16 protein-coding genes and 1 pseudogene are annotated in these 17,147 nt (G+C 56.9%); 2 read left to right on the top strand and 15 right to left on the bottom strand.

The genetic code is table 11. The features are described 5' to 3' along the window. Window positions 1-124: 124 nt before the first annotated feature. From A7Q00_RS08640 to A7Q00_RS08595, 12 genes and pseudogenes are all read right to left on the bottom strand, one after another. The gene (locus tag A7Q00_RS08640; protein WP_064090144.1) at window positions 125-811 is read right to left on the bottom strand and encodes a sulfite exporter TauE/SafE family protein; all 687 of its coding nucleotides are present in this window, start codon (window positions 809-811) and stop codon (window positions 125-127) included. 111 nt (window positions 812-922) lie between these two features. After that, window positions 923-1,057, bottom strand: coding sequence for a hypothetical protein (locus A7Q00_RS14190; RefSeq protein ID WP_281179010.1), 135 nt, complete (start codon window positions 1,055-1,057; stop codon window positions 923-925). Next, complete coding sequence (gene upp, locus A7Q00_RS08635) at window positions 1,054-1,689, bottom strand: uracil phosphoribosyltransferase (RefSeq protein WP_064084776.1); 636 nt, start codon at window positions 1,687-1,689, stop codon at window positions 1,054-1,056. The genes A7Q00_RS14190 and upp overlap by 4 nt, the downstream gene beginning before the upstream one ends. A gap of 198 nt (window positions 1,690-1,887) precedes the next feature. Beyond that, a complete protein-coding gene (locus tag A7Q00_RS08630) occupies window positions 1,888-2,958 on the bottom strand; it encodes a zinc-dependent alcohol dehydrogenase family protein (RefSeq protein WP_218915561.1) in 1,071 nt (356 codons plus the stop codon). 367 nt (window positions 2,959-3,325) lie between these two features. Beyond that, complete coding sequence (locus A7Q00_RS08625; RefSeq protein WP_064090142.1) at window positions 3,326-4,108, bottom strand: cytochrome c1; 783 nt, start codon at window positions 4,106-4,108, stop codon at window positions 3,326-3,328. 13 nt (window positions 4,109-4,121) lie between these two features. Then, window positions 4,122-5,714: a cytochrome b gene (locus A7Q00_RS08620; protein WP_064090141.1), complete on the bottom strand. Its 1,593-nt coding sequence runs from the start codon at window positions 5,712-5,714 to the stop codon at window positions 4,122-4,124. 16 nt (window positions 5,715-5,730) lie between these two features. Continuing rightward, on the bottom strand, window positions 5,731-6,324 hold the full coding sequence (petA, locus tag A7Q00_RS08615; protein ID WP_064090140.1) for a ubiquinol-cytochrome c reductase iron-sulfur subunit: 594 nt from the start codon (window positions 6,322-6,324) through the stop codon (window positions 5,731-5,733). 301 nt (window positions 6,325-6,625) lie between these two features. After that, complete coding sequence (locus tag A7Q00_RS08610) at window positions 6,626-7,375, bottom strand: Nif3-like dinuclear metal center hexameric protein (RefSeq protein ID WP_064090139.1); 750 nt, start codon at window positions 7,373-7,375, stop codon at window positions 6,626-6,628. Window positions 7,376-7,488: 113 nt separating this feature from the next. Further along, window positions 7,489-7,598: pseudogene (locus A7Q00_RS13575) on the bottom strand (IS5/IS1182 family transposase); the annotation flags it as partial. Window positions 7,599-7,833: 235 nt separating this feature from the next. Beyond that, window positions 7,834-9,018, bottom strand: a complete 1,185-nt coding sequence (locus tag A7Q00_RS08605; RefSeq protein ID WP_064090138.1) for an SGNH/GDSL hydrolase family protein — start codon at window positions 9,016-9,018, stop codon at window positions 7,834-7,836. Between the two features lie 21 nt (window positions 9,019-9,039). Further along, on the bottom strand, window positions 9,040-10,077 hold the full coding sequence (locus A7Q00_RS08600) for an SGNH/GDSL hydrolase family protein (protein WP_064090178.1): 1,038 nt from the start codon (window positions 10,075-10,077) through the stop codon (window positions 9,040-9,042). A 452-nt stretch (window positions 10,078-10,529) separates the two neighbouring features. Further along, entirely contained in the window at window positions 10,530-11,972 is a 1,443-nt protein-coding gene (locus A7Q00_RS08595; RefSeq protein ID WP_064090137.1) for an MBOAT family O-acyltransferase, read from the bottom strand. A 300-nt stretch (window positions 11,973-12,272) separates the two neighbouring features. Between A7Q00_RS08595 and brnQ the strand changes: the two genes are divergently transcribed. Beyond that, a complete protein-coding gene (gene brnQ, locus A7Q00_RS08590) occupies window positions 12,273-13,604 on the top strand; it encodes a branched-chain amino acid transport system II carrier protein (protein ID WP_064090136.1) in 1,332 nt (443 codons plus the stop codon). 90 nt (window positions 13,605-13,694) lie between these two features. On the opposite strand, the gene A7Q00_RS08585 is transcribed toward brnQ, so the two are convergent. From A7Q00_RS08585 to rph, 3 genes are all read right to left on the bottom strand, one after another. Then, window positions 13,695-14,594 carry a Dyp-type peroxidase gene (locus A7Q00_RS08585; protein ID WP_064090135.1) on the bottom strand — a complete coding sequence of 300 codons (900 nt, stop codon included), beginning with the start codon at window positions 14,592-14,594 and terminating at the stop codon, window positions 13,695-13,697. A 129-nt stretch (window positions 14,595-14,723) separates the two neighbouring features. Beyond that, a complete protein-coding gene (locus A7Q00_RS08580; RefSeq protein ID WP_064090134.1) occupies window positions 14,724-15,332 on the bottom strand; it encodes a glutathione S-transferase family protein in 609 nt (202 codons plus the stop codon). 240 nt (window positions 15,333-15,572) lie between these two features. Continuing rightward, window positions 15,573-16,316, bottom strand: a complete 744-nt coding sequence (rph, locus tag A7Q00_RS08575) for a ribonuclease PH (protein WP_064090133.1) — start codon at window positions 16,314-16,316, stop codon at window positions 15,573-15,575. Between the two features lie 242 nt (window positions 16,317-16,558). On the opposite strand from rph, the gene A7Q00_RS08570 reads away from it, so the two are divergent. Further along, on the top strand, window positions 16,559-17,119 hold the full coding sequence (locus tag A7Q00_RS08570) for a pseudouridine synthase (protein WP_064090132.1): 561 nt from the start codon (window positions 16,559-16,561) through the stop codon (window positions 17,117-17,119). The last annotated feature ends 28 nt before the right edge of the window (window positions 17,120-17,147 follow it).

The raw sequence follows: 17,147 nt of genomic DNA, 5'->3' as shown, positions 1-17,147 counted from the left end.
CCGACAGAATACAAAACAGCCGGATAACCATTCCCCAATATTGGAGAACTGCAGTTATCCGGCTGTTGTTTCGCCATAGCTGTTTCCAAACTGAAATCCAACCCAGCGCACTATAGCTATATTTTTAGCCAGCCTGCAGCCAAGCCGCCACCCCATGCCACAGCTGCCATGCCGCCCACAGGCTGACACTCAGCCCAGCTGCCAGCCGGAAACGCGGATGTTGCAGCAGGCTTTTGAGCTGGTTGGCAAACAGCCCCATCACCAGCAGGTTCGGCAGCGTGCCCAAGCCGAAGGCCAGCATCATCAGCGCACCATCCACCGCTTTGCCGCTGCCCAGCGCATATAACGAGGCGCTGTACACCATGCCGCACGGCAGCCAGCCCCACAGCAGGCCGACGCCGAAGCAGGCGGGGGTGTTTTGGATAGGCAAGAGCCGGTTGAGCAGTGGATTGAGCCGCCGCCACACCGGCCGCCCAAGCTTTTCCACCTGCGCGGCATAGGCGTTGAGTCCGGCCAGATACAGGCCGATAAACAGCAGCAGCAGGTTGGCAGCGGCAAACAGGATATGCTGCAACAGGCGGGTTTGATCCAGCGAAATGCCGAACTGCCCCAGCGCGCCCAGCAAGAGGCCGATAAAAGTGTAGCTGCCGATGCGGCCGAGGTTCATCAGCACAATCAGCTTCACGCGCCCTACCTGCGGCGGCAGCTGCAGGGCAAAGGCGGTGCTCAAACCGCCGCACATGCCGGCGCAATGGCCGCCGCCGAGAAAGCCGGTGGCGGCAAGGGAGAGGAGTGTGAGGGTGGAGACCATGGCGTTGTTTTCCGGGATAGTTCAAGCGCCGATTCCTGCCTGCAGCCCGCTGCCTGCCGGAGGGAAATCGTTGCTTTGGCTATTGTTCGGCGAAAGCTGCCAAGCGGCAATTCAGGCTACCTGAAAACGGTTTGCCTGCTTTTTCAGGTAGCCTGGGCGGGAAATGAGATGATGGGTTTGGAGGCTACCTAAAAGTGCTTTCACGGCTTTCAGGTAGCCCGTTGGCGCAATGTATCGGGCAGTCAAGCCGACTGCTTGGTGCCGAAAATCTTGTCGCCGGCATCGCCCAAGCCGGGGATGATGTAGCCGTTTTCGTTGAGGTGGCTGTCGAGCGCGGCGGTGTAGATTTTCACGTCTGGATGCTTGTCGTTCACCAGCTTCACGCCTTCCGGTGCGGCCACCAGCACCAGAGCGGTGATGTTGCGGCAGCCTTTTTTCTTCAGCAAATCAATAGTTGCTACCATCGAGCCGCCGGTGGCGAGCATCGGGTCGAGAATCATGGCCGGGCGTTTGTCCATTTTGCTCACCAATTTCTCGAAATAGGAAACCGGTTGCAGGGTTTCTTCGTCGCGCTGCAGGCCGACCACGCTGATTTTGGCTGTGGGCAACAGGTCGAGCACGCCGTCAAGCATGCCCAAACCGGCGCGCAAAATCGGCACCACGGTTACGGTTTTGCCTTTAATCTGCTCGCCTTCGATGCGGCCGCACCAGCCTTCGATAGAAAGCGGCTCGGTTTCCAGATGGCGGCTGGCTTCGTAGGCCATCAGGCGGGCCAGCTCTTTTACCAAAGTGCGGAATTGGTAGGTGTTGCAGTTGGCTTTGCGCATCAGGGTGATTTTGTGCTTGATCAGCGGATGATCGATAACGGTTAAGTTCATAGCTATGGTTTCCTTCATTTGGTTTGGCGGGGCGTATTTTAGCCTAACGGGCGGGCGGGAAAAAGCGGGAGCCAATTTCTTCTGCCACAGCGGTTTGCCTGAGCGCCCTACTGCCAGATATTCATATTGATTGGGCGCAGCAAAAGGCTACCTGAAAATTTTCAGGTAGCCTCTTATCATTTCATCAGGCAAACCGGCTTACACTTCGATGATGACTTTCATCGCTTTGGTGTCGGCAGCGTGTTTGAACACGTCGTAGGCCTTTTCCATTTCGCTGAACTTGAAGCGGTGGGTGGCCAGTTTTTCCATCGGCAGTTTGCTGGATTCGCAGGCTTTCAGCAGCATACCGGTGGTGTTGGCGTTGACCAGGCCGGTGGTAACGGTGATGTTCTTGATCCACAGTTTGGCCAAATCGAACTCCACGGATTTGCCGTGTACGCCCACGTTGGCCACGTGGCCGCCTTCTTTCACCACTTTTTGGCAGATATCCCAAGTGGCGGGGTAGCCCACGGCTTCCATGGCGCAATCCACGCCGCGGCCGCCGGTGATTTCCAAAATCTTGGTCACCGCATCTTCCTTGTTCGGATTGACGGTGTGGGTGGCACCCATTTCTTTGGCCATGGCCAGGCGGTTTTCGTCCATATCCACCATAATGATGGTGGCCGGAGAATAGAATTGGGCAGTCAGCAGGCAGCCCATACCGACGGGGCCGGCGCCAACGATGGCAATGGCGTCACCAGGTTTTACTTGGCCGTACTGCACGCCGATTTCATGGCCGGTGGGCAGTGCGTCGGAGAGGAATACGGCCACGTCAGTGTTGAGGGTTTCGGGCAGGTGGTAGAGCGAATTGTCGGCAAACGGCGTGCGCACGTATTCGGCTTGGGTGCCGTCGATCATATAGCCCATAATCCAGCCGCCTTCTTTGCGGCAATGGGCGTAGAGCTGTTTCTGGCAATTATCGCAAGTACCGCAGCGACTCACGCAAGATACAATCACTTTATCGCCTTTTTTAAAGTCCTTAACGGCAGAGCCCACTTCTTCCACCACGCCGATGGCTTCGTGGCCGAGGATACGGCCTTCCCATTTGCCGGTTTTTTCACGGGCAACTGCTTCGATTTCCGGGTTTTTGCCCTTCATGATGCCCAAATCCGTACCGCAAATGGTGGTTTTGGTAACGCGGATGATAGCATCGGTAGGATCAATGATAGTGGGAACCGGGCGGTCTTCGAAGCGGACATCGTTTTCGCCGTAATAGGTCATGGCTTTCATGGTCTTGCTCATAATACTCTCCTAATATGTTTGCCGATGAATAATCGGTCAGTCGGGAAAGAATCCGGAGAATTCCGGATACGTTCATTATAATCTTTATTTTTCCCAATCTGTAAAAAATTATTTTAAAAATATTATGTTATATCGAAACAGAAGGAATTATTAGAATTGATGTGTAAGTAATGAAATGAGGCCGGTATTGGTTAATTGTTATCCGGGCGGGCTGTCTGCAAACCAACGGTAACGTGGCTATTTCCTGCATCAAAGGCTACCTGAAACCAAACTGTTATTCTGGTTTTCAGGTAGCCTTTTCTCCCAAACCAAAACGCAGGCTGTTGGCAACCTGCGTTTCTTGATGCGTTGCTGCTTAGTGCACGTCTTTCCAGTATTCCTTTTTCAGGAAATAGGCCAGCGGCAGCATGATGGCAAACAGGAACAGCAATACGCCGTAGCCGATTTGTTTGCGTTGCAACTGCGCGGGTTCGCCCATATACACCAGGTAGGCCACGAGGTCTTTGGCGTAGCGGTCGAACTCTTTGGCGCTTACTTCGCCGTTGGGCAGGCGGCGGCTGTGCAGGCCGGTGGACTCCCAATACAGTTTGGGCACCAGGTTGCCGTGTGCGTCTTTCACCATCACGGGCTGGCCTTTGCTGTCGAGCTCCACCGCGCGGATGCCCTGTTGTTCCCACAAGGGGTGCGGCATGCCGACTTTGTCGAACACCAAGTTGTTCCAGCCGGTGGGGCGGCTCGGATCTTTATAAAAGCCGCGCAAATAAGCGTAGAGATAGTCCGCACCGCGCGAACGGGCAATCAGGGTTAAATCCGGCGGCTCGGCGCCAAACCAGCGTTTGGCATCTTCCGGATTCATGGCAGACTGCATCACATCGCCGGTTTTATCGGTGGTGAACATCAGATTTTTGCGGATTTCGTCTTCGCTCAAGCCCAAGTCCTGCAAGCGGTTGTAGCGCATGCCGCTGGCCGAATGGCAGGAAAGGCAGTAGTTGGCGAAAATTTGTGCGCCGCGTTGCAGGCTCACTTGGTCGCCCAAGTCGATATCTACATGTTCGTAGTGGCCGCTACCAGAGGCGTTGGCACTTAGCGGCAAGGCCAACATCAGCGCGGCCAGCCAGTTTTTCCATTGTTTTTTCATTTCGCCGCTCCTGTTAAATGCTGTTGGCAAACAGATACGCACCCGCCAGCGTAATGGCTGTATACACGAAGAACATGATTTTTTGGCGGGTGGTGCTCATGGTTACACGTTCCGGCACTGCTTGATCCACACTCAGCTTGGTATCCAGCAGCGTGCCGACAAAGAAGAAGGCCATATACAGCACGGAGAACACGCGGATCAGCAGGGTTTGGATTCGGAACGGGTCGGCGAAAAACAGGCGGGCGAGCAGATAGAGGTCGTAAATGCTCACCAACACCGCAATCAGCATCACGCCGCCCACCCAGCCTGCGGCAAACATGGCGGCCAAAGGCTGCGCAGCCAACTTCTGCTTGAATGCGGCCAAGCTCGGGCGTTGCGGACTGGTGTAGATCGGCATGCCGAGGAAGAACAGGAAATAAAAAATGGTAAACGACTGGGCGATTTCGGTGCGCAAATCGCTGGCTACCTGAGCGCCCAAAATGCCCAGCCCGATGAAGGCAATCAAAAACAGCACCAGCATGGTTTTGAAAGTGGTGTTGCGGTAGCGCACGGATTTCACCGGCGAGCGGTCAAGCCAAGGCAACAGGGCAATCAGAACCACTGCCGCACCCATGCCGATCACCCCCCACACCTGTGTGCCGGCAAATGAGGGGATGGCACGCAAGATGGCGTAGAACGGAGTGAAATACCACACCGGGGCGATGTGTGCCGGGGTTTTCAGCGAGTTGGCCGGATCGAAGTTGGGGGCTTCGAGGAAGTAGCCACCGCCTTCAGGGGCAAAGAACATGATGGAGCAGAATACAATTAGGAATACCACCACGCCCAAAATGTCTTTCACGGTGTAATACGGATGGAAAGGGATGCCGTCGAGCGGGATACCGTTTTCATCTTTCAGCTTTTTGATTTCCACGCCGTCGGGGTTGTTGGAGCCCACTTCGTGCAGCGCAATCAGATGCGCCACCACCAGGCCAACCAGCACCAGCGGTACAGCAATCACGTGCAGGGCGAAGAAGCGGTTGAGTGTAACGTCGGAAACGTTAAAGTCGCCACGAATCCAAGTGGACAAATCCGGGCCGATTACGGGTATGGCGCCAAACAGATTGATGATTACCTGTGCACCCCAAAACGACATCTGCCCCCAAGGCAGCAGGTAGCCCATAAAGGCTTCTGCCATCAATGCGAGGAAAATCAGCGCGCCGCACACCCACACGAGCTCGCGCGGTTTTTTGAACGAGCCGTAAATCAGGCCGCGGAACATGTGCAGATACACCACGATGAAAAACATCGAAGCGCCGGTGGAGTGCATATAGCGGATAATCCAGCCGCCGGACACATCGCGCATGATGTATTCCACCGCCGTAAACGCAGCGGGCAGATGGTATTGGTTCAGGTTGCCGTCGGGCTTGTAGTTCATGGTGAGGAAGATACCGCTCACAATCTGAATCACCAGCACCAGCATGGCCAGCGAGCCGAAAAAATACCAGAAATTGAAGTTTTTCGGCGCGTAATATTCGGTTACATGTTCCTTCATCATTCTAGACAGGGGGAAACGCGCGTCCACCCAGTCGAGCAATGCTTTGGCTTTATTATTGGTTTGATTGGTCATGATTTGTTCCCCGGTATCAGCCGTCTTCGCCCACGCGGATGGTGGTTTCAGACAGGTATTTATAAGGAGGAATCACCAGATTGGACGGTGCCGGCACGCCTTTGAACACGCGGCCGGCCAAGTCGAATTTGGAGCCGTGGCAGGGGCAGAAGAAACCGCCCTTCCAGTTTGCACCCAAATCGGCGGGAGCAAGGTCGGGACGGAAGGTGGGCGAGCAGCCCAAGTGAGTGCAGATACCGATGGCCACCCAAATATTATCTTTGCCTTTAATGGAACGCAGTTCGTTTTGGCAGTATTTCGGCTGCTGGTCGGCAGCAGCGGAGGAGGGATCGACCAACTCGCCGTTTAAGGAAGGCAAATCCTTCAGCTGCTGCTCGGTGCGGTTGAGCACCCAGATTGGTTTGCCGCGCCATTCGGCGGTAACCAACTGGCCGGCCTCGATTTTGCTCACATCGATATCGATCGGTGCGCCGGCCGCTTTAGCCTTTTCCGAAGGGAAAAAGCTGGCAACGAAAGGCTTGGCTACCCCCAGTGCGCCCACGCCGGCGGCACCGGCAGTGGCCAGCACCAAAAAGCGCCGCCGTTCCTGATTGATTTCTTGGTTAGTCATCACTCAATCATCCTAATACTCTGAAAATACCGAAATATCGAAGCCTTTGCACAACAGCCGTTGTGCGCCGCAAGGCGGCAACCTAGCAAAGGCCTCTTGCTGCCAATAGCGCAGCGGCGTGATTTTACCTTAATCTAAATCAACACTTAAAGCAGTATTTGAAATAAAGTAAAGATTTGTCTTGTCGCAGCAGGTTGCGTGGGGATAAGCGCAACAGCGCAACCGCCTGTCCGCATGATGGAAACGCAGCCAAAGGCTACCTGAAAAAGCAAAATGTAAAGGCTATGCTGCCAAGTTAGACTCAAGCCGGATTATCTTCATCAAAAAACAAACAATCCAGCGGCCATTCCTGCTGCAGCCGTGCCGATAGCGCCTGGATGCCGTAACGTTCGGTGGCATGGTGCCCAGCGCTCACGAACAGCACGCCGTTTTCTCGCGCCAAATGGTATTGCGCTTCGGAAATCTCGCCGGTAACGAAAGCATCTGCGCCCATATCGATTGCCTGTTGGAAAAAGCCCTGTGCCCCGCCGGTACACCAGGCCAGCTTGCGCACCGGCCGCGATAAATCGCCGGCAGACACCGGCTGGCGACCCAAACGTTCAGCCAGATTAGCCAGCAGCGCATGGCCGTCTGCTTCCACCCCCGGCGTGCCAAACATCAGCAGGTTTTGCTCGCCGGTTTGCCCTTCTATATGCCAGCCCATGTGTGCCGCCAGCCGGGCATTGTTGCCTACTTCGGGGTGGGCATCGAGCGGCAGGTGGTAACCGGCCATATTGATGTTATGGCGAATCAGCGCGGCGATGCGGCGGTGTTTCCAGCCGGTGATGGTGATCGGCTCGCTTTTCCAAAACAGGCCGTGGTGCACCAGGAGCATATCGGCACCCTGCGCCACGGCATAATCGATGGCGGCCTGGCTGGCGGTAACGGCACACACGATTTTATGCACTTCTTCCCGCCCCTCCACCTGCAGGCCGTTGGGGGCGTAGTCGTGAAATTCGGCGGTACGCAAGAATTCGTTGCACCAGCGGATGATGTCTTGACGTTGCGGCATGGTTTGGCTCCGTAAGAGGAAGATGGTTGTTTGGCAAATTGGATAAGAATGTTACGGTGTCGGCTTGTTATGCCCTAACGAATATATCGTTTGCGGCCTGCTGCCTCGTTTTATAGTGAATTACATTTAAACCAGTACAGCGTTGGCTCGCCTTGCCGTACTATCTGTACTGTCTGCGGCTCACCGCCTTGTCCTGATTTAAATTTAATTCACTATAATTCGTCATTCCAACCCGATATATTTTCAGGTAGCCTTTTCGTATTTGAGGCTACCTGAAAATATCTGAGCCTGCCGTTTCCCTGCCTGCATCGGGTTTTCAGGTAGCCTACCCTACCCTTTGCGGCCAGATACCGGGCACGAGCCGGAATGGGAACAAACCGGTTTGGGCAAACAGCTGCATTTAAATTTTCAGGTAGCCTTTTGCATTTAATGAGGCTACCTGAAAACGATTCGGCCGGTTACTTATTGGCCAGTTTGATGAGGTCGTCGGCCAGCTTGCTGGCAGCGGTTTGGTAGCCTTGGGCGGTGAAGTGCACGCCGTCCCGCGCGCCGAGGCCTTGCGCCATCCAGCTCTTCATGCTGCACGCGCCGCCCATGGCGGCCTGCCAAGACCAATATAGGGTTTGCTCCTGCTGCGCTATGTCGCGCTGCATCTGCTGTACGGCGTCGAGGTTGGGCGGGCGCTGGCCGCATTGGCCGTGGCGGCTTTTGAGCGATTCGGGCGCGCCGATAATCAGGATGCCTGCGCCGGGCAGGGCTTCGCGGATTTTACGGATGGTGTCGGCCCAAATGCGCTTGGTTTGCACGATGTCCAGATTGCTGTTGAAGGCTTCGTTGGTACCGTAGGCGAGGATGACCAAATCGGCCTGGGTGGCCGACAAATCCTGCTGCCAGTCGGCACGCCAGCCGCTCCACTGGGAAAGCTGGGAGCCGTTGATGCCCATGGCGGATACGGTTACGCCGGGGCGGCTGTTTTCGATATTGATGTGGCCGATTTCCCAAATGTCGCCGGCTTGGGCACGGTAGCTGAGTGGCAGGTTGGCGGTGAAGGAGAAATACTGCCAGGCGTTGCTGCCGAGGTTGGGCAGGGAGGCAACCTGGCTGCCTTGCGCGTCTTGCACTTTGAGCTCGCTGTCGGCAAATACGGGGCGTGCGGTGATGGTGATCTGCTGGGCCTCGGCAACGGGATTGCGCGGATTAACGGTTACGCTGCCGCCACCGCCGGAGGAGCGGTTGAGGATGCCGCCCAGCGGGAATTCGGCACGGGCGTTGCGGTTGCTCAGCACCTGCCAGCCGCTGCTGTTGTGCAGCACTTGGGCATTGCGCTGGCCGGATACGGAATTGGGATACACCCAGCCGATACCGCCGTCGCCCCACTGCTGCTGCAGACGGGTGCGCAATTCGTTGGTGAAGTAGTCGCCGGCGGTGTGGGAGTCGCCCAGCTGGACGATGCGGAATTTAACGTTACCGCCCCGGCTGAGCCGCTGCAGCTTGGCGAGCCACACGGGCTGCCAGCTGCCGTAGTTGGTGAGCTCGGCTTTTTCGGGGGTGCCTTGGGCGGCGGTTTCGGCACTACAGGCCTGGCAGGCGAGTAGGCAGGCGGTCATTAAGGCCAGTTGGCGGCCTTTTTTGGAAAACAACATTACTCTAACTATCCTTAAATTTTATGGTTTTCCGCCCGCGATAACGGTTTCGGAGGCGGCGGGGACGGCCGGTGCAGGTTGGTAGTCGATACGGCCTGCTATCTGATCGGCCAGAAGTTGCTGTCCCTTTACTGTAAAATGAATGCCGTCTTTGCTGCGCAAGCGGACGGTTTGCCCGTTGATGCTGATGCTGTCGCGGTATTGCCCGTCTTCGCCGCCCATGATTTTATCGGTAGGCAGCCAGATGATTTTCCCGGCCAGCTCGCTGGCAAACAGGCGGTCGAGGTAGCGCATTTGGGCATTGAGGCGGCTGCTCTTCATCAGCGGCACACCCAGCCAAATAACCTTGACATCGGCTGCCTGGGCGGCCGCCAAAATGCGTTCGATACGCTGTCGGTACACCTGTTCCCATTCTGGGCTTTGGAATTTCAGGTAGCCTCTCGTGCCCGGCTCGGGATTAGGAAAATCCCAAGGGTCGTTCGGCCCTAGGAATACCACGAGCAACCTGATTTTTCGATCTTCCCGCAAGGTTTTTTCTATGGTGGCCGGCCAATCGAAGAAGCTGGGGTAGGACAAGCCGGTGCTTTGTTTGCTGAGGTTGAGCGAATCAATACCGTATTGGCTGCTCAACCATTTTTGCACATGCGGCGCTACGCCCTCCATCATGGAATCACCGGCAAAAAATACTTTGTCGCCAGCCGAAAGTTGTACGCGCTCCGGAAGTGGTTTGGAAGCGGTGTTTTGCTGCGCGACGGTCGGGGCAGAAGCAGGCTTGTTTTCTGTTTCAGACGGCACGGTAGGTACGGTAGGCATTACGGCCACATCTGGTGGCGTATGCTCGGCGGCATGCTGTTGGCGCCAGCTTTCATTTTTGGCTTCCAACCAGCCCAAGGCAGCCTCATGCTGCGACAAGGCGGTTTGCTGCCAGCTGCTGCCGCTGCGCCACCAGCCGTAATCGTTTAATTTTTCCAAGGGGCTGGCGCGATGATAAGTTTGCTGCCAATAAGCGTTGATGGAGTCTTGGCTGAACCATACGGTGAGCAGCGCGGTGAACAGCATGGCCGCATATAATCGCCACACCGGCGAGGCCGACTTGCTTTTTTGATCTGATGTAGGGCTGGAAAGGCCGGCTGTATTCACTGCGGGGCGGGAGGTTTTAGCCGGTCGTACGGTAGCATATTGCGCAGATTTTGGTTTGCGTGGTAGCACTTTATGCTCTGCTCCGGCTGCTTTTTCCGAGGCTACCTGAAAACGGGGCGACGATGCCGGATCAGTTTTAGCCGAGGCTTTGGTTTTATGTTGGGATGAGTCTTTAGTTTTGGCCTGCGGTTCGGATTTGGTTGCCCCCAGTTCCGGCATTGACACCGGCAACTCCAGCTGCTCGGGGCGTTTTTCCGCGCCCGATTTGCGGCGGGCGGCTTGATCACGATGTTTGTGTTTGTTCCTATTGGCTCGGCGTTTGGCTTTGCTGGGATTCATGGCTGCTTAATCCTTTCTTATTGTTATCGTGATTAAAAGTTAGCATACATAAAACCGGGGATGCCGGAAGGGGCGAACACCATCAGCAGCCACATCGCAGCACCCATCGGCAGCGGCCACGTCCACATCGGCAGGCGCTCCAACAGCGCCACCGCGCGGTCAAATAGTTTGGCCAAGAAGCCATAAGCGGCCAGCGCGAGCACCATCGCACCCAGTACCAGCAGGGTTTCCAATTCCGGTACGCCGCTGCCGCCACCGCCTAATAGCGAGCGGAACATCAATCCGGCATCGGACAGGCTTTCGGTGCGGAATACCACGAAGGAGAGGCAGACGAAGTTGACGGTAAACAACACTGCCACCAGTTTGCCCAAACGGGACGAACCGGACAATTTCTCTCGCCCGCCCAGTATTTTATCGCCGATATTCAGCCCCACCAGCACCACGCCGTGCAACGCGCCCCACAGCAAAAAATTCCAGCCGTGGCCGTGCCAAATGCCGGAGAGCAGCATGGCAATCATCAAATTGACTTGCGTGCGCCACCAGCCTTTGCGGCTGCCGCCCAGCGGGATATAGATGTAGTCGCGAATCCAAGTGGAGAGCGTGATGTGCCAACGATCCCAGAAATCGCGCAGGTTAAACGCGCGCAGCGGCATGGCGAAGTTTTGCGGCAGCTGGAAGCCAAGCAGCATGGCCATGCCCACCACCAAATCGGTGTAACCGGAAAAATCCATAAATAGCTGAACAGTATAGCCGTACATCGCGGTGAGTACCGTGATGGCATCGTATTGCAGCGGATTTTCAAACACCGGATCTACCCAGTTGCCGCCCAACGTCCCGGCCAGCCACCACTTTTTGCAGATACCCAGCACAATCAGGCCGATAGCCAATGCCGGACGGATGATAGCGCGCGGCTGTTCGCTGCGGATTTGCACCGCCATGCCGCCGTCTGTGCCGTAGATGCTTTTTAATTGGCCGGCACGGGCAATCGGGCCGGAAGTGATGGTGGGGAAAAAGCTGAAATACAGCAAAAGCTCGCGCCATTTGAGCCGCACGTCTTCATTGCGGTAAACCGACACCAGATAGGCCACGCCTTGGAAGGTGTAGTAGGAAATGCCCAACGGCATCAGGATGCCCAGCGCCGTATCTTGATCTTGCCCGCCGCGCTGCAACAGCGGCAGGAAAAAATCCACATATTTGAAAAACGACAAATTCAACACCGCCAGCAGCACGCCTGCCGCGAGCCATCTGCGCCGAGCCGCCTGCGCCTTGCCCTGCGACAAACCGGCCGCAATCAGCGTAACTCCCAGCGAAAACGCCAATACCGCCACGGCAAAGCCCCAATGCAAATGCCACAGCCAACCCAAACCGGCAAACAGCAACAGCCAATTTTGCCAGCGCGGATGCTTGGCCAACAGCCAGTAAACAGGAAAAAAGCACAGGAAAAAGGCAGCAAATTCGATAGACAGCAGCGGCATAAAATCGGCGCAAGGAAAGAAAGGGTTAATACATCGGCGAAAGCGTCGGATTATACTGTTTCCCGCTGTCGGGATAAAGCGTTTTACATATCCTGTATTTTGCGTCAGCAACCCAAGTTTCAGGCAGACCGTTTTTTCAGGTAGCCTCAAGCTGGCAAGAGGCTACCTGAAAACATCGGCATCAGAGAAACCAAAGCCCATTTGTCCACCGCCCTACCCCTTCAATAGCCGATTCGGTATCATAACGCTTTTTTACCTCGGCCCCGCCCTATCCAAGATAGCCGCCCGCCAGAGAAACCCATGAACAGGAACACCTTTATTATCGGCTTTATGCTGTTTGCCATCTTTTTCGGCGCCGGCAATCTGATTTTCCCGCCCACCCTCGGCCTCAATAGCGGCCCAGAGTTCTGGCGCACGCTCTCCGGCTTCGTGATCACCGGTGTCGGCCTACCGCTGCTGGGCATCGTGGTGAGCGCCTTCTACCACAACGGCTACAAAACCGCCCTCGCCCGCATTCACCCTTGGTTTGCCGTTATTTTCCTGATGGCGATTTATCTCACCATCGGCCCCTTCTTCGCCATCCCGCGCACCGGCGCCACTTCCTACGAAATGGCCGTGCTGCCCTTTATCGGTGAAGCTGGCCGCACCTCGCTTCTCGCCTTCACCGTGGTTTACTACGCCATCACCCTGTGGCTGAGCCTGAACCCCTCCAAAATGGTCGAACGCATCGGTGCCATCCTCACCCCTGCGCTGCTCATCGCCATCCTTGCCCTGATCGGCAAATCCGTATGGTGGCTCTACGGCAACCCGCCCACCATGCCGGCTGCCGACTTTAGCGACCAATCCGCCTTCCTGGCCGGTTTTATCGGCGGCTACCAAACCATGGACGTGCTTGCCTCCGTGGCCTTTTCCGTGATTGTGATTAATGCCATCAAGACCAAAATGCCGGCGGATCAGCGCGATAACCAATTGGTGATGAAGCAAACCTTTGTGGCGGGCATCATCGCCGCCATATCGCTGGCTGTTATTTATGTCGGCCTGGCCTGGGTAAGCAACCGCCTGCCCGTGTCGCCCGACACCCTGGCCGATCTGTCTGCCAAACAGCAAGACATCGGCTCCTTCCTGCTCAATACCGCCGCTTACCAAACCTTCGGTAGCTTCGGCCGTATCCTGTTCGGCATCATCGTTACCCTCGCCTGCCTTACCACCTCGGTCGGCCTGGTAACCGCCGTGGGCGAATTCTTCTACGGCCTGTTCCCGCGCATCCGCTACAGCAGATACGTTATCGCCGTAACCCTCGTGAGCTTCGTCCTGGCCAACCAAGGTTTGAGCGCCGTTATCGGCAAATCCGTGCCCGTGTTGATGGTGCTCTACCCGATTGCCATGACCATCCTGCTGCTGCTGATTATCGACAACTTCATCCGCCCGATGCCCCTGCTTGCCCACCGCCTCGCCACCGGTCTGGCTAGCGCGATTTCCATCCTCTCCGTGGCCGGTGCGGGCTTTACCGAACAACTGCCGTTGAAAGCCTATTCGCTGGAGTGGCTGCCCTTCGCCCTGGCCGGGATTGTGCTCGGCAGCATCATCGGCAAAATGGCCGTCGGCAAACCGGCTGATCAGGAAATAGTTTGATTAATTAGATTGCTTGATAGCGAGATAAGTAAGGCTACCTGAAATTCAGGTAGCCTTTATATTGTCAACCAATCAAACCAATCCACAGCATCACAGATCAGCCAAGCGCTCTACGCTTGGCGCGTAGTAGTAGGCACTGCGCTTGGCGGTGGACATATATTTCAGCAGCAGGTCGATTTTGCCGTCTTTTTCGCCGAACATGAATTTCAGCTGTTCGTCGATATTGTGCAGGCTGGCGCTGTAGGCGATGAATTGCAGGCCGTGCCCGCCGCTTACTTGGCCGAAAGGCAGGCTGCGGCGCACGATTTTCAGGCCGACGCCGTTTTCTTTGATGTTGGTTCGGCCCAGGTGCGAATCGGGCAGGCGGTCTTCGCGGGCGAATTCGATGTTGTCGGCTTTGCTGCGGCCGACGGCCTGCTCCTGCTCTTGCACGCTGATGCCGTCCCATTTTTTCAGGTCATGCAGGTATTGTTGCAGCACCACATAGCTGCCGCCCGCGCTTTTCCCTTCGGCGATGATGCCGACGGAAGCGATTTCATCATCGCCGTGCGGGTTTTCCGTGCCGTCCACGAAGCCGTCCAGCCCGCGCTCTTCCGGCATACGGAAGCCGTGGGTTTCGTTTTTCATTTCAACCGATTCGCCGAAGGCGGCCATCACTTTTTCCGCCAGCAGGTAGTTCAGGCCGGTGTGGGTGGATTGAATATGGATCATCAAATCGCATTGGGTGGCGGGGCACAGGCCGTTGCCCAGCGGCACGAACGGGCGGATTTCCTCGCCTTCGCCGCTGTGGTTCAGGCTGCGCCAGAAGTCTGCACCGAAGGCGATGGTCATGCCCAAATCGTGGCCGGGGAAGCGGGTTTGGCAGTCGGCCAGCGCGGCGAGGGCTTCGCGGCAGGCAGTTTTGACTTTGGCGGCGTCGCGCACGTCGGCCTCGATATAAATGGCGGCGGTGATGGTTTCCGGGATGATGGCGGTTTGCGGGGTACTCATGCTGGTGATCCTTTCTTATCTTTCGGTATTGCTTGGGCGATGCACGCATTATAACGGCAGGCTACCTGAAAATTCGGCGGGGCTATTTTTCAGGTAGCCTTTGCCGTATCGGCAGGGATACGGATAGGGCTAAACCAAACCCTGCCGCAGCTGCGCCAAGGTGGCGGGGCGGGTTTCCAAGTTTTCCGGCGACACGGCGCGCACGTCGGCGCGGGCGGTAAATTGTGCCAATGCGTTTTGGTTGGCGGGGCTGAGGTGGGGCTGCAAATCAGGCAGGCGGTATTGCATGAACACCAAGGCCATGCCCAGCGCGAGGTGGGCAACGTCGCCGCTCTCGGCATCCAGCTGCGGGGCAGCGGCCAGGCCTCGGATGCAGGCGGCGCGGGCGCGTTCGGTGAGCGGGTGGTCGGGGGTGTTTTCGGCTTTGAATTTTTGCAGGCCGAAGAGTTTCACCAGCTGGTCGAGCAGGGAGAAGGCAAAGGCGGCGGTGGCGGTTTGCTCGGCGGTGTGCAGGGGGTGGCCGAGCAGGAAGTCCAAGATAAACGGGCTGTTGCCGATGACGGTGCCGCTATCGGTTTGCAAAACGGGCACTTGGGAGAAGGGGTTGAGGGCTTGGAGCTCGGCGGGGTTTTCCCAAGGATTGGTGTAGGCAATGGCGAAATCGAGCTCATGCCGCGGGAGGGCGGCGAGCAGAACAAGGCGGCCATAGGGGGAAGTGGGGCTGGTGTAGAGTTTCATGGGTTTCCTTCGTTTGGATTTGCGGTTTGTTTTGAACTTCGGTGCAGCTAGGTTTTGGCTTCACAGAAAGTCGGCCTCTTTCAGAAACTTCGGTCTGCCTCGCAGAAACTCAGTTCCCTTCGGAAACTTCGTTTTAGCTCCGCAGAAACTCAGCTTCCTTCGGAAGCTTCGTTTTCAGGTAGCCTATTGCACGCTTTGAGGCTACCTGAAAATGCCGCTGCAACGAAATGGATTGTACTGCTAAACCGGTTTTCGGGCAGCGGCGATGGCGGCCTGCTGGTGTTGCAGCAGTTCGGCGATGCCTTGTTGGCCGAGCGTGAGCAGTTGGGTGAGTGCGGCGGGGCTGAAGGCGGCGCCTTCGGCGGTGCCTTGGATTTCGATGATGTTGCCGGAGGCGGTCATCACGAGGTTGATGTCGCTGTCGCAGCCGGAGTCTTCGGGGTAGTCCAAATCAAGCAGGGACACGCCGCCGACGATGCCGAGCGACACGGCGGCCACGGCTTCGCGGATCGGGTTGTGCGCGAGTTTGCCTGCGGCCAAGAGCTTGCCGATGGCCAGGTGCAGGGCAACGTATGCGCCGGTGATGCTGGCGGTGCGGGTACCGCCGTCGGCTTGGATCACGTCGCAGTCGATCAGGATTTGGCGTTCGCCCAGCCGACTCAAATCTACGGCGGCACGCAGGGAGCGGCCGATCAGGCGTTGGATTTCCTGGGTGCGGCCGGATTGCTTGCCTTGGGCGGCTTCGCGGCGCATGCGGCTGGCGGTGGAGGCGGGGAGCATGCCGTATTCGGCGGTTACCCAGCCTTGGTTTTTGCCGCGCAGAAAGGGCGGAACGGATTCGTCGATGCTGGCGGTGCAAATCACTTTGGTGTTGCCGCAGGCAATCAGGGCGGAGCCGTCGGCATGCGGCAGGAAGTGGGGGGTGATGCTGACGGGGCGCAGTTGGTCGGCGGCGCGGCCGGTGCGGATGGGGGCTGGGGACATGGTATTCTCGCTATGTAGATGGGGATTAGGCTTTGGCTTAGCCGAAGCTTCGCTACGCTCCAATTTTGTTGCAGCTTGCGTTTTCAGGTAGCCTCAGTTCAGCCGAAGGCGATTATACCGCCGGATGGCTTGCGCTGCTTGGGAATACGGGCGTAGGCGGCTGGAATAGCTTTGATTCCGGCTATATAATCTAGCCATTCTGGCCTAAAAGGCTACCTGAAACCCCAGCCGGCCCGCACACCATGTCTGATTTAATCATTTTCAACAAGCCCTATGGGGTTATCTGCCAATTCAGCCCGCACGAGAAACACCGCTCGCTGAAAGAGTTTATCGGGTTGCCCGATGTTTATCCCGCCGGGCGGCTGGACACCGACAGCGAAGGCCTGCTGCTGCTCACGGCCGACGGCCGCCTGCAAGCCAAAATTACCGATCCGCGCTATAAAACGGTGAAAACCTATTGGGCGCAGCTCGAAGGCAGCCCGGACGAAGCAAAACTGGATTTGTTGCGGCGTGGTGTGGATTTGGGCGATTTCGTTACCCGCCCGGCGCAGATCAGGCTACCTGAAAAATCGGAAACCGACCGCCTGTGGCCGCGCGTGCCGCCGATTCGGGTGCGCAAGAGCGTGCCTGACTTTTGGCTGGAAATCCGCATCAGCGAAGGCAAAAACCGCCAAGTGCGCCGCATGACGGCCAAGGCGGGCTACCCCTGCCTGCGGCTGGTGCGCGTGGGCATCGGTCGGCTGGATTTGTGGCAACTGGATTTGGCGCCGGGTCAATGGCGGCCTGCACCGTGTTTGCCCTAGCTCAATATTCCTGACGGCAGCCGCGCGC

The sequence above is a fragment of the Eikenella halliae genome (assembly GCF_001648475.1).
In the GTDB taxonomy this organism is placed as follows: Bacteria; Pseudomonadota; Gammaproteobacteria; order Burkholderiales; family Neisseriaceae; genus Eikenella; species Eikenella halliae.
The sequence above is the reverse complement of the archived record's forward strand: the minus strand, read 5'-3'. Positions and strand labels throughout refer to the sequence as shown.

Excerpts from the sequence above, each read along its gene's own strand:
- A7Q00_RS08640 (WP_064090144.1), bottom strand. The coding sequence starts at position 811 with ATGGTCTCCACCCTCACACTCCTCTCCCTTGCCGCCACCGGCTTTCTC.
- upp (WP_064084776.1), bottom strand. The coding sequence starts at position 1,689 with ATGAACTTAACCGTTATCGATCATCCGCTGATCAAGCACAAAATCACC.
- A7Q00_RS08630 (WP_218915561.1), bottom strand. The coding sequence starts at position 2,958 with ATGAAAGCCATGACCTATTACGGCGAAAACGATGTCCGCTTCGAAGAC.
- A7Q00_RS08625 (WP_064090142.1), bottom strand. The coding sequence starts at position 4,108 with ATGAAAAAACAATGGAAAAACTGGCTGGCCGCGCTGATGTTGGCCTTG.
- A7Q00_RS08620 (WP_064090141.1), bottom strand. The coding sequence starts at position 5,714 with ATGACCAATCAAACCAATAATAAAGCCAAAGCATTGCTCGACTGGGTG.
- petA (WP_064090140.1), bottom strand. The coding sequence starts at position 6,324 with ATGACTAACCAAGAAATCAATCAGGAACGGCGGCGCTTTTTGGTGCTG.
- A7Q00_RS08610 (WP_064090139.1), bottom strand. The coding sequence starts at position 7,375 with ATGCCGCAACGTCAAGACATCATCCGCTGGTGCAACGAATTCTTGCGT.
- A7Q00_RS08605 (WP_064090138.1), bottom strand. The coding sequence starts at position 9,018 with ATGTTGTTTTCCAAAAAAGGCCGCCAACTGGCCTTAATGACCGCCTGC.
- A7Q00_RS08600 (WP_064090178.1), bottom strand. The coding sequence starts at position 10,077 with ATGCTGTTCACCGCGCTGCTCACCGTATGGTTCAGCCAAGACTCCATC.
- A7Q00_RS08595 (WP_064090137.1), bottom strand. The coding sequence starts at position 11,972 with ATGCCGCTGCTGTCTATCGAATTTGCTGCCTTTTTCCTGTGCTTTTTT.
- brnQ (WP_064090136.1), top strand. The coding sequence starts at position 12,273 with ATGAACAGGAACACCTTTATTATCGGCTTTATGCTGTTTGCCATCTTT.
- A7Q00_RS08585 (WP_064090135.1), bottom strand. The coding sequence starts at position 14,594 with ATGAGTACCCCGCAAACCGCCATCATCCCGGAAACCATCACCGCCGCC.
- A7Q00_RS08580 (WP_064090134.1), bottom strand. The coding sequence starts at position 15,332 with ATGAAACTCTACACCAGCCCCACTTCCCCCTATGGCCGCCTTGTTCTG.
- rph (WP_064090133.1), bottom strand. The coding sequence starts at position 16,316 with ATGTCCCCAGCCCCCATCCGCACCGGCCGCGCCGCCGACCAACTGCGC.
- A7Q00_RS08570 (WP_064090132.1), top strand. The coding sequence starts at position 16,559 with ATGTCTGATTTAATCATTTTCAACAAGCCCTATGGGGTTATCTGCCAA.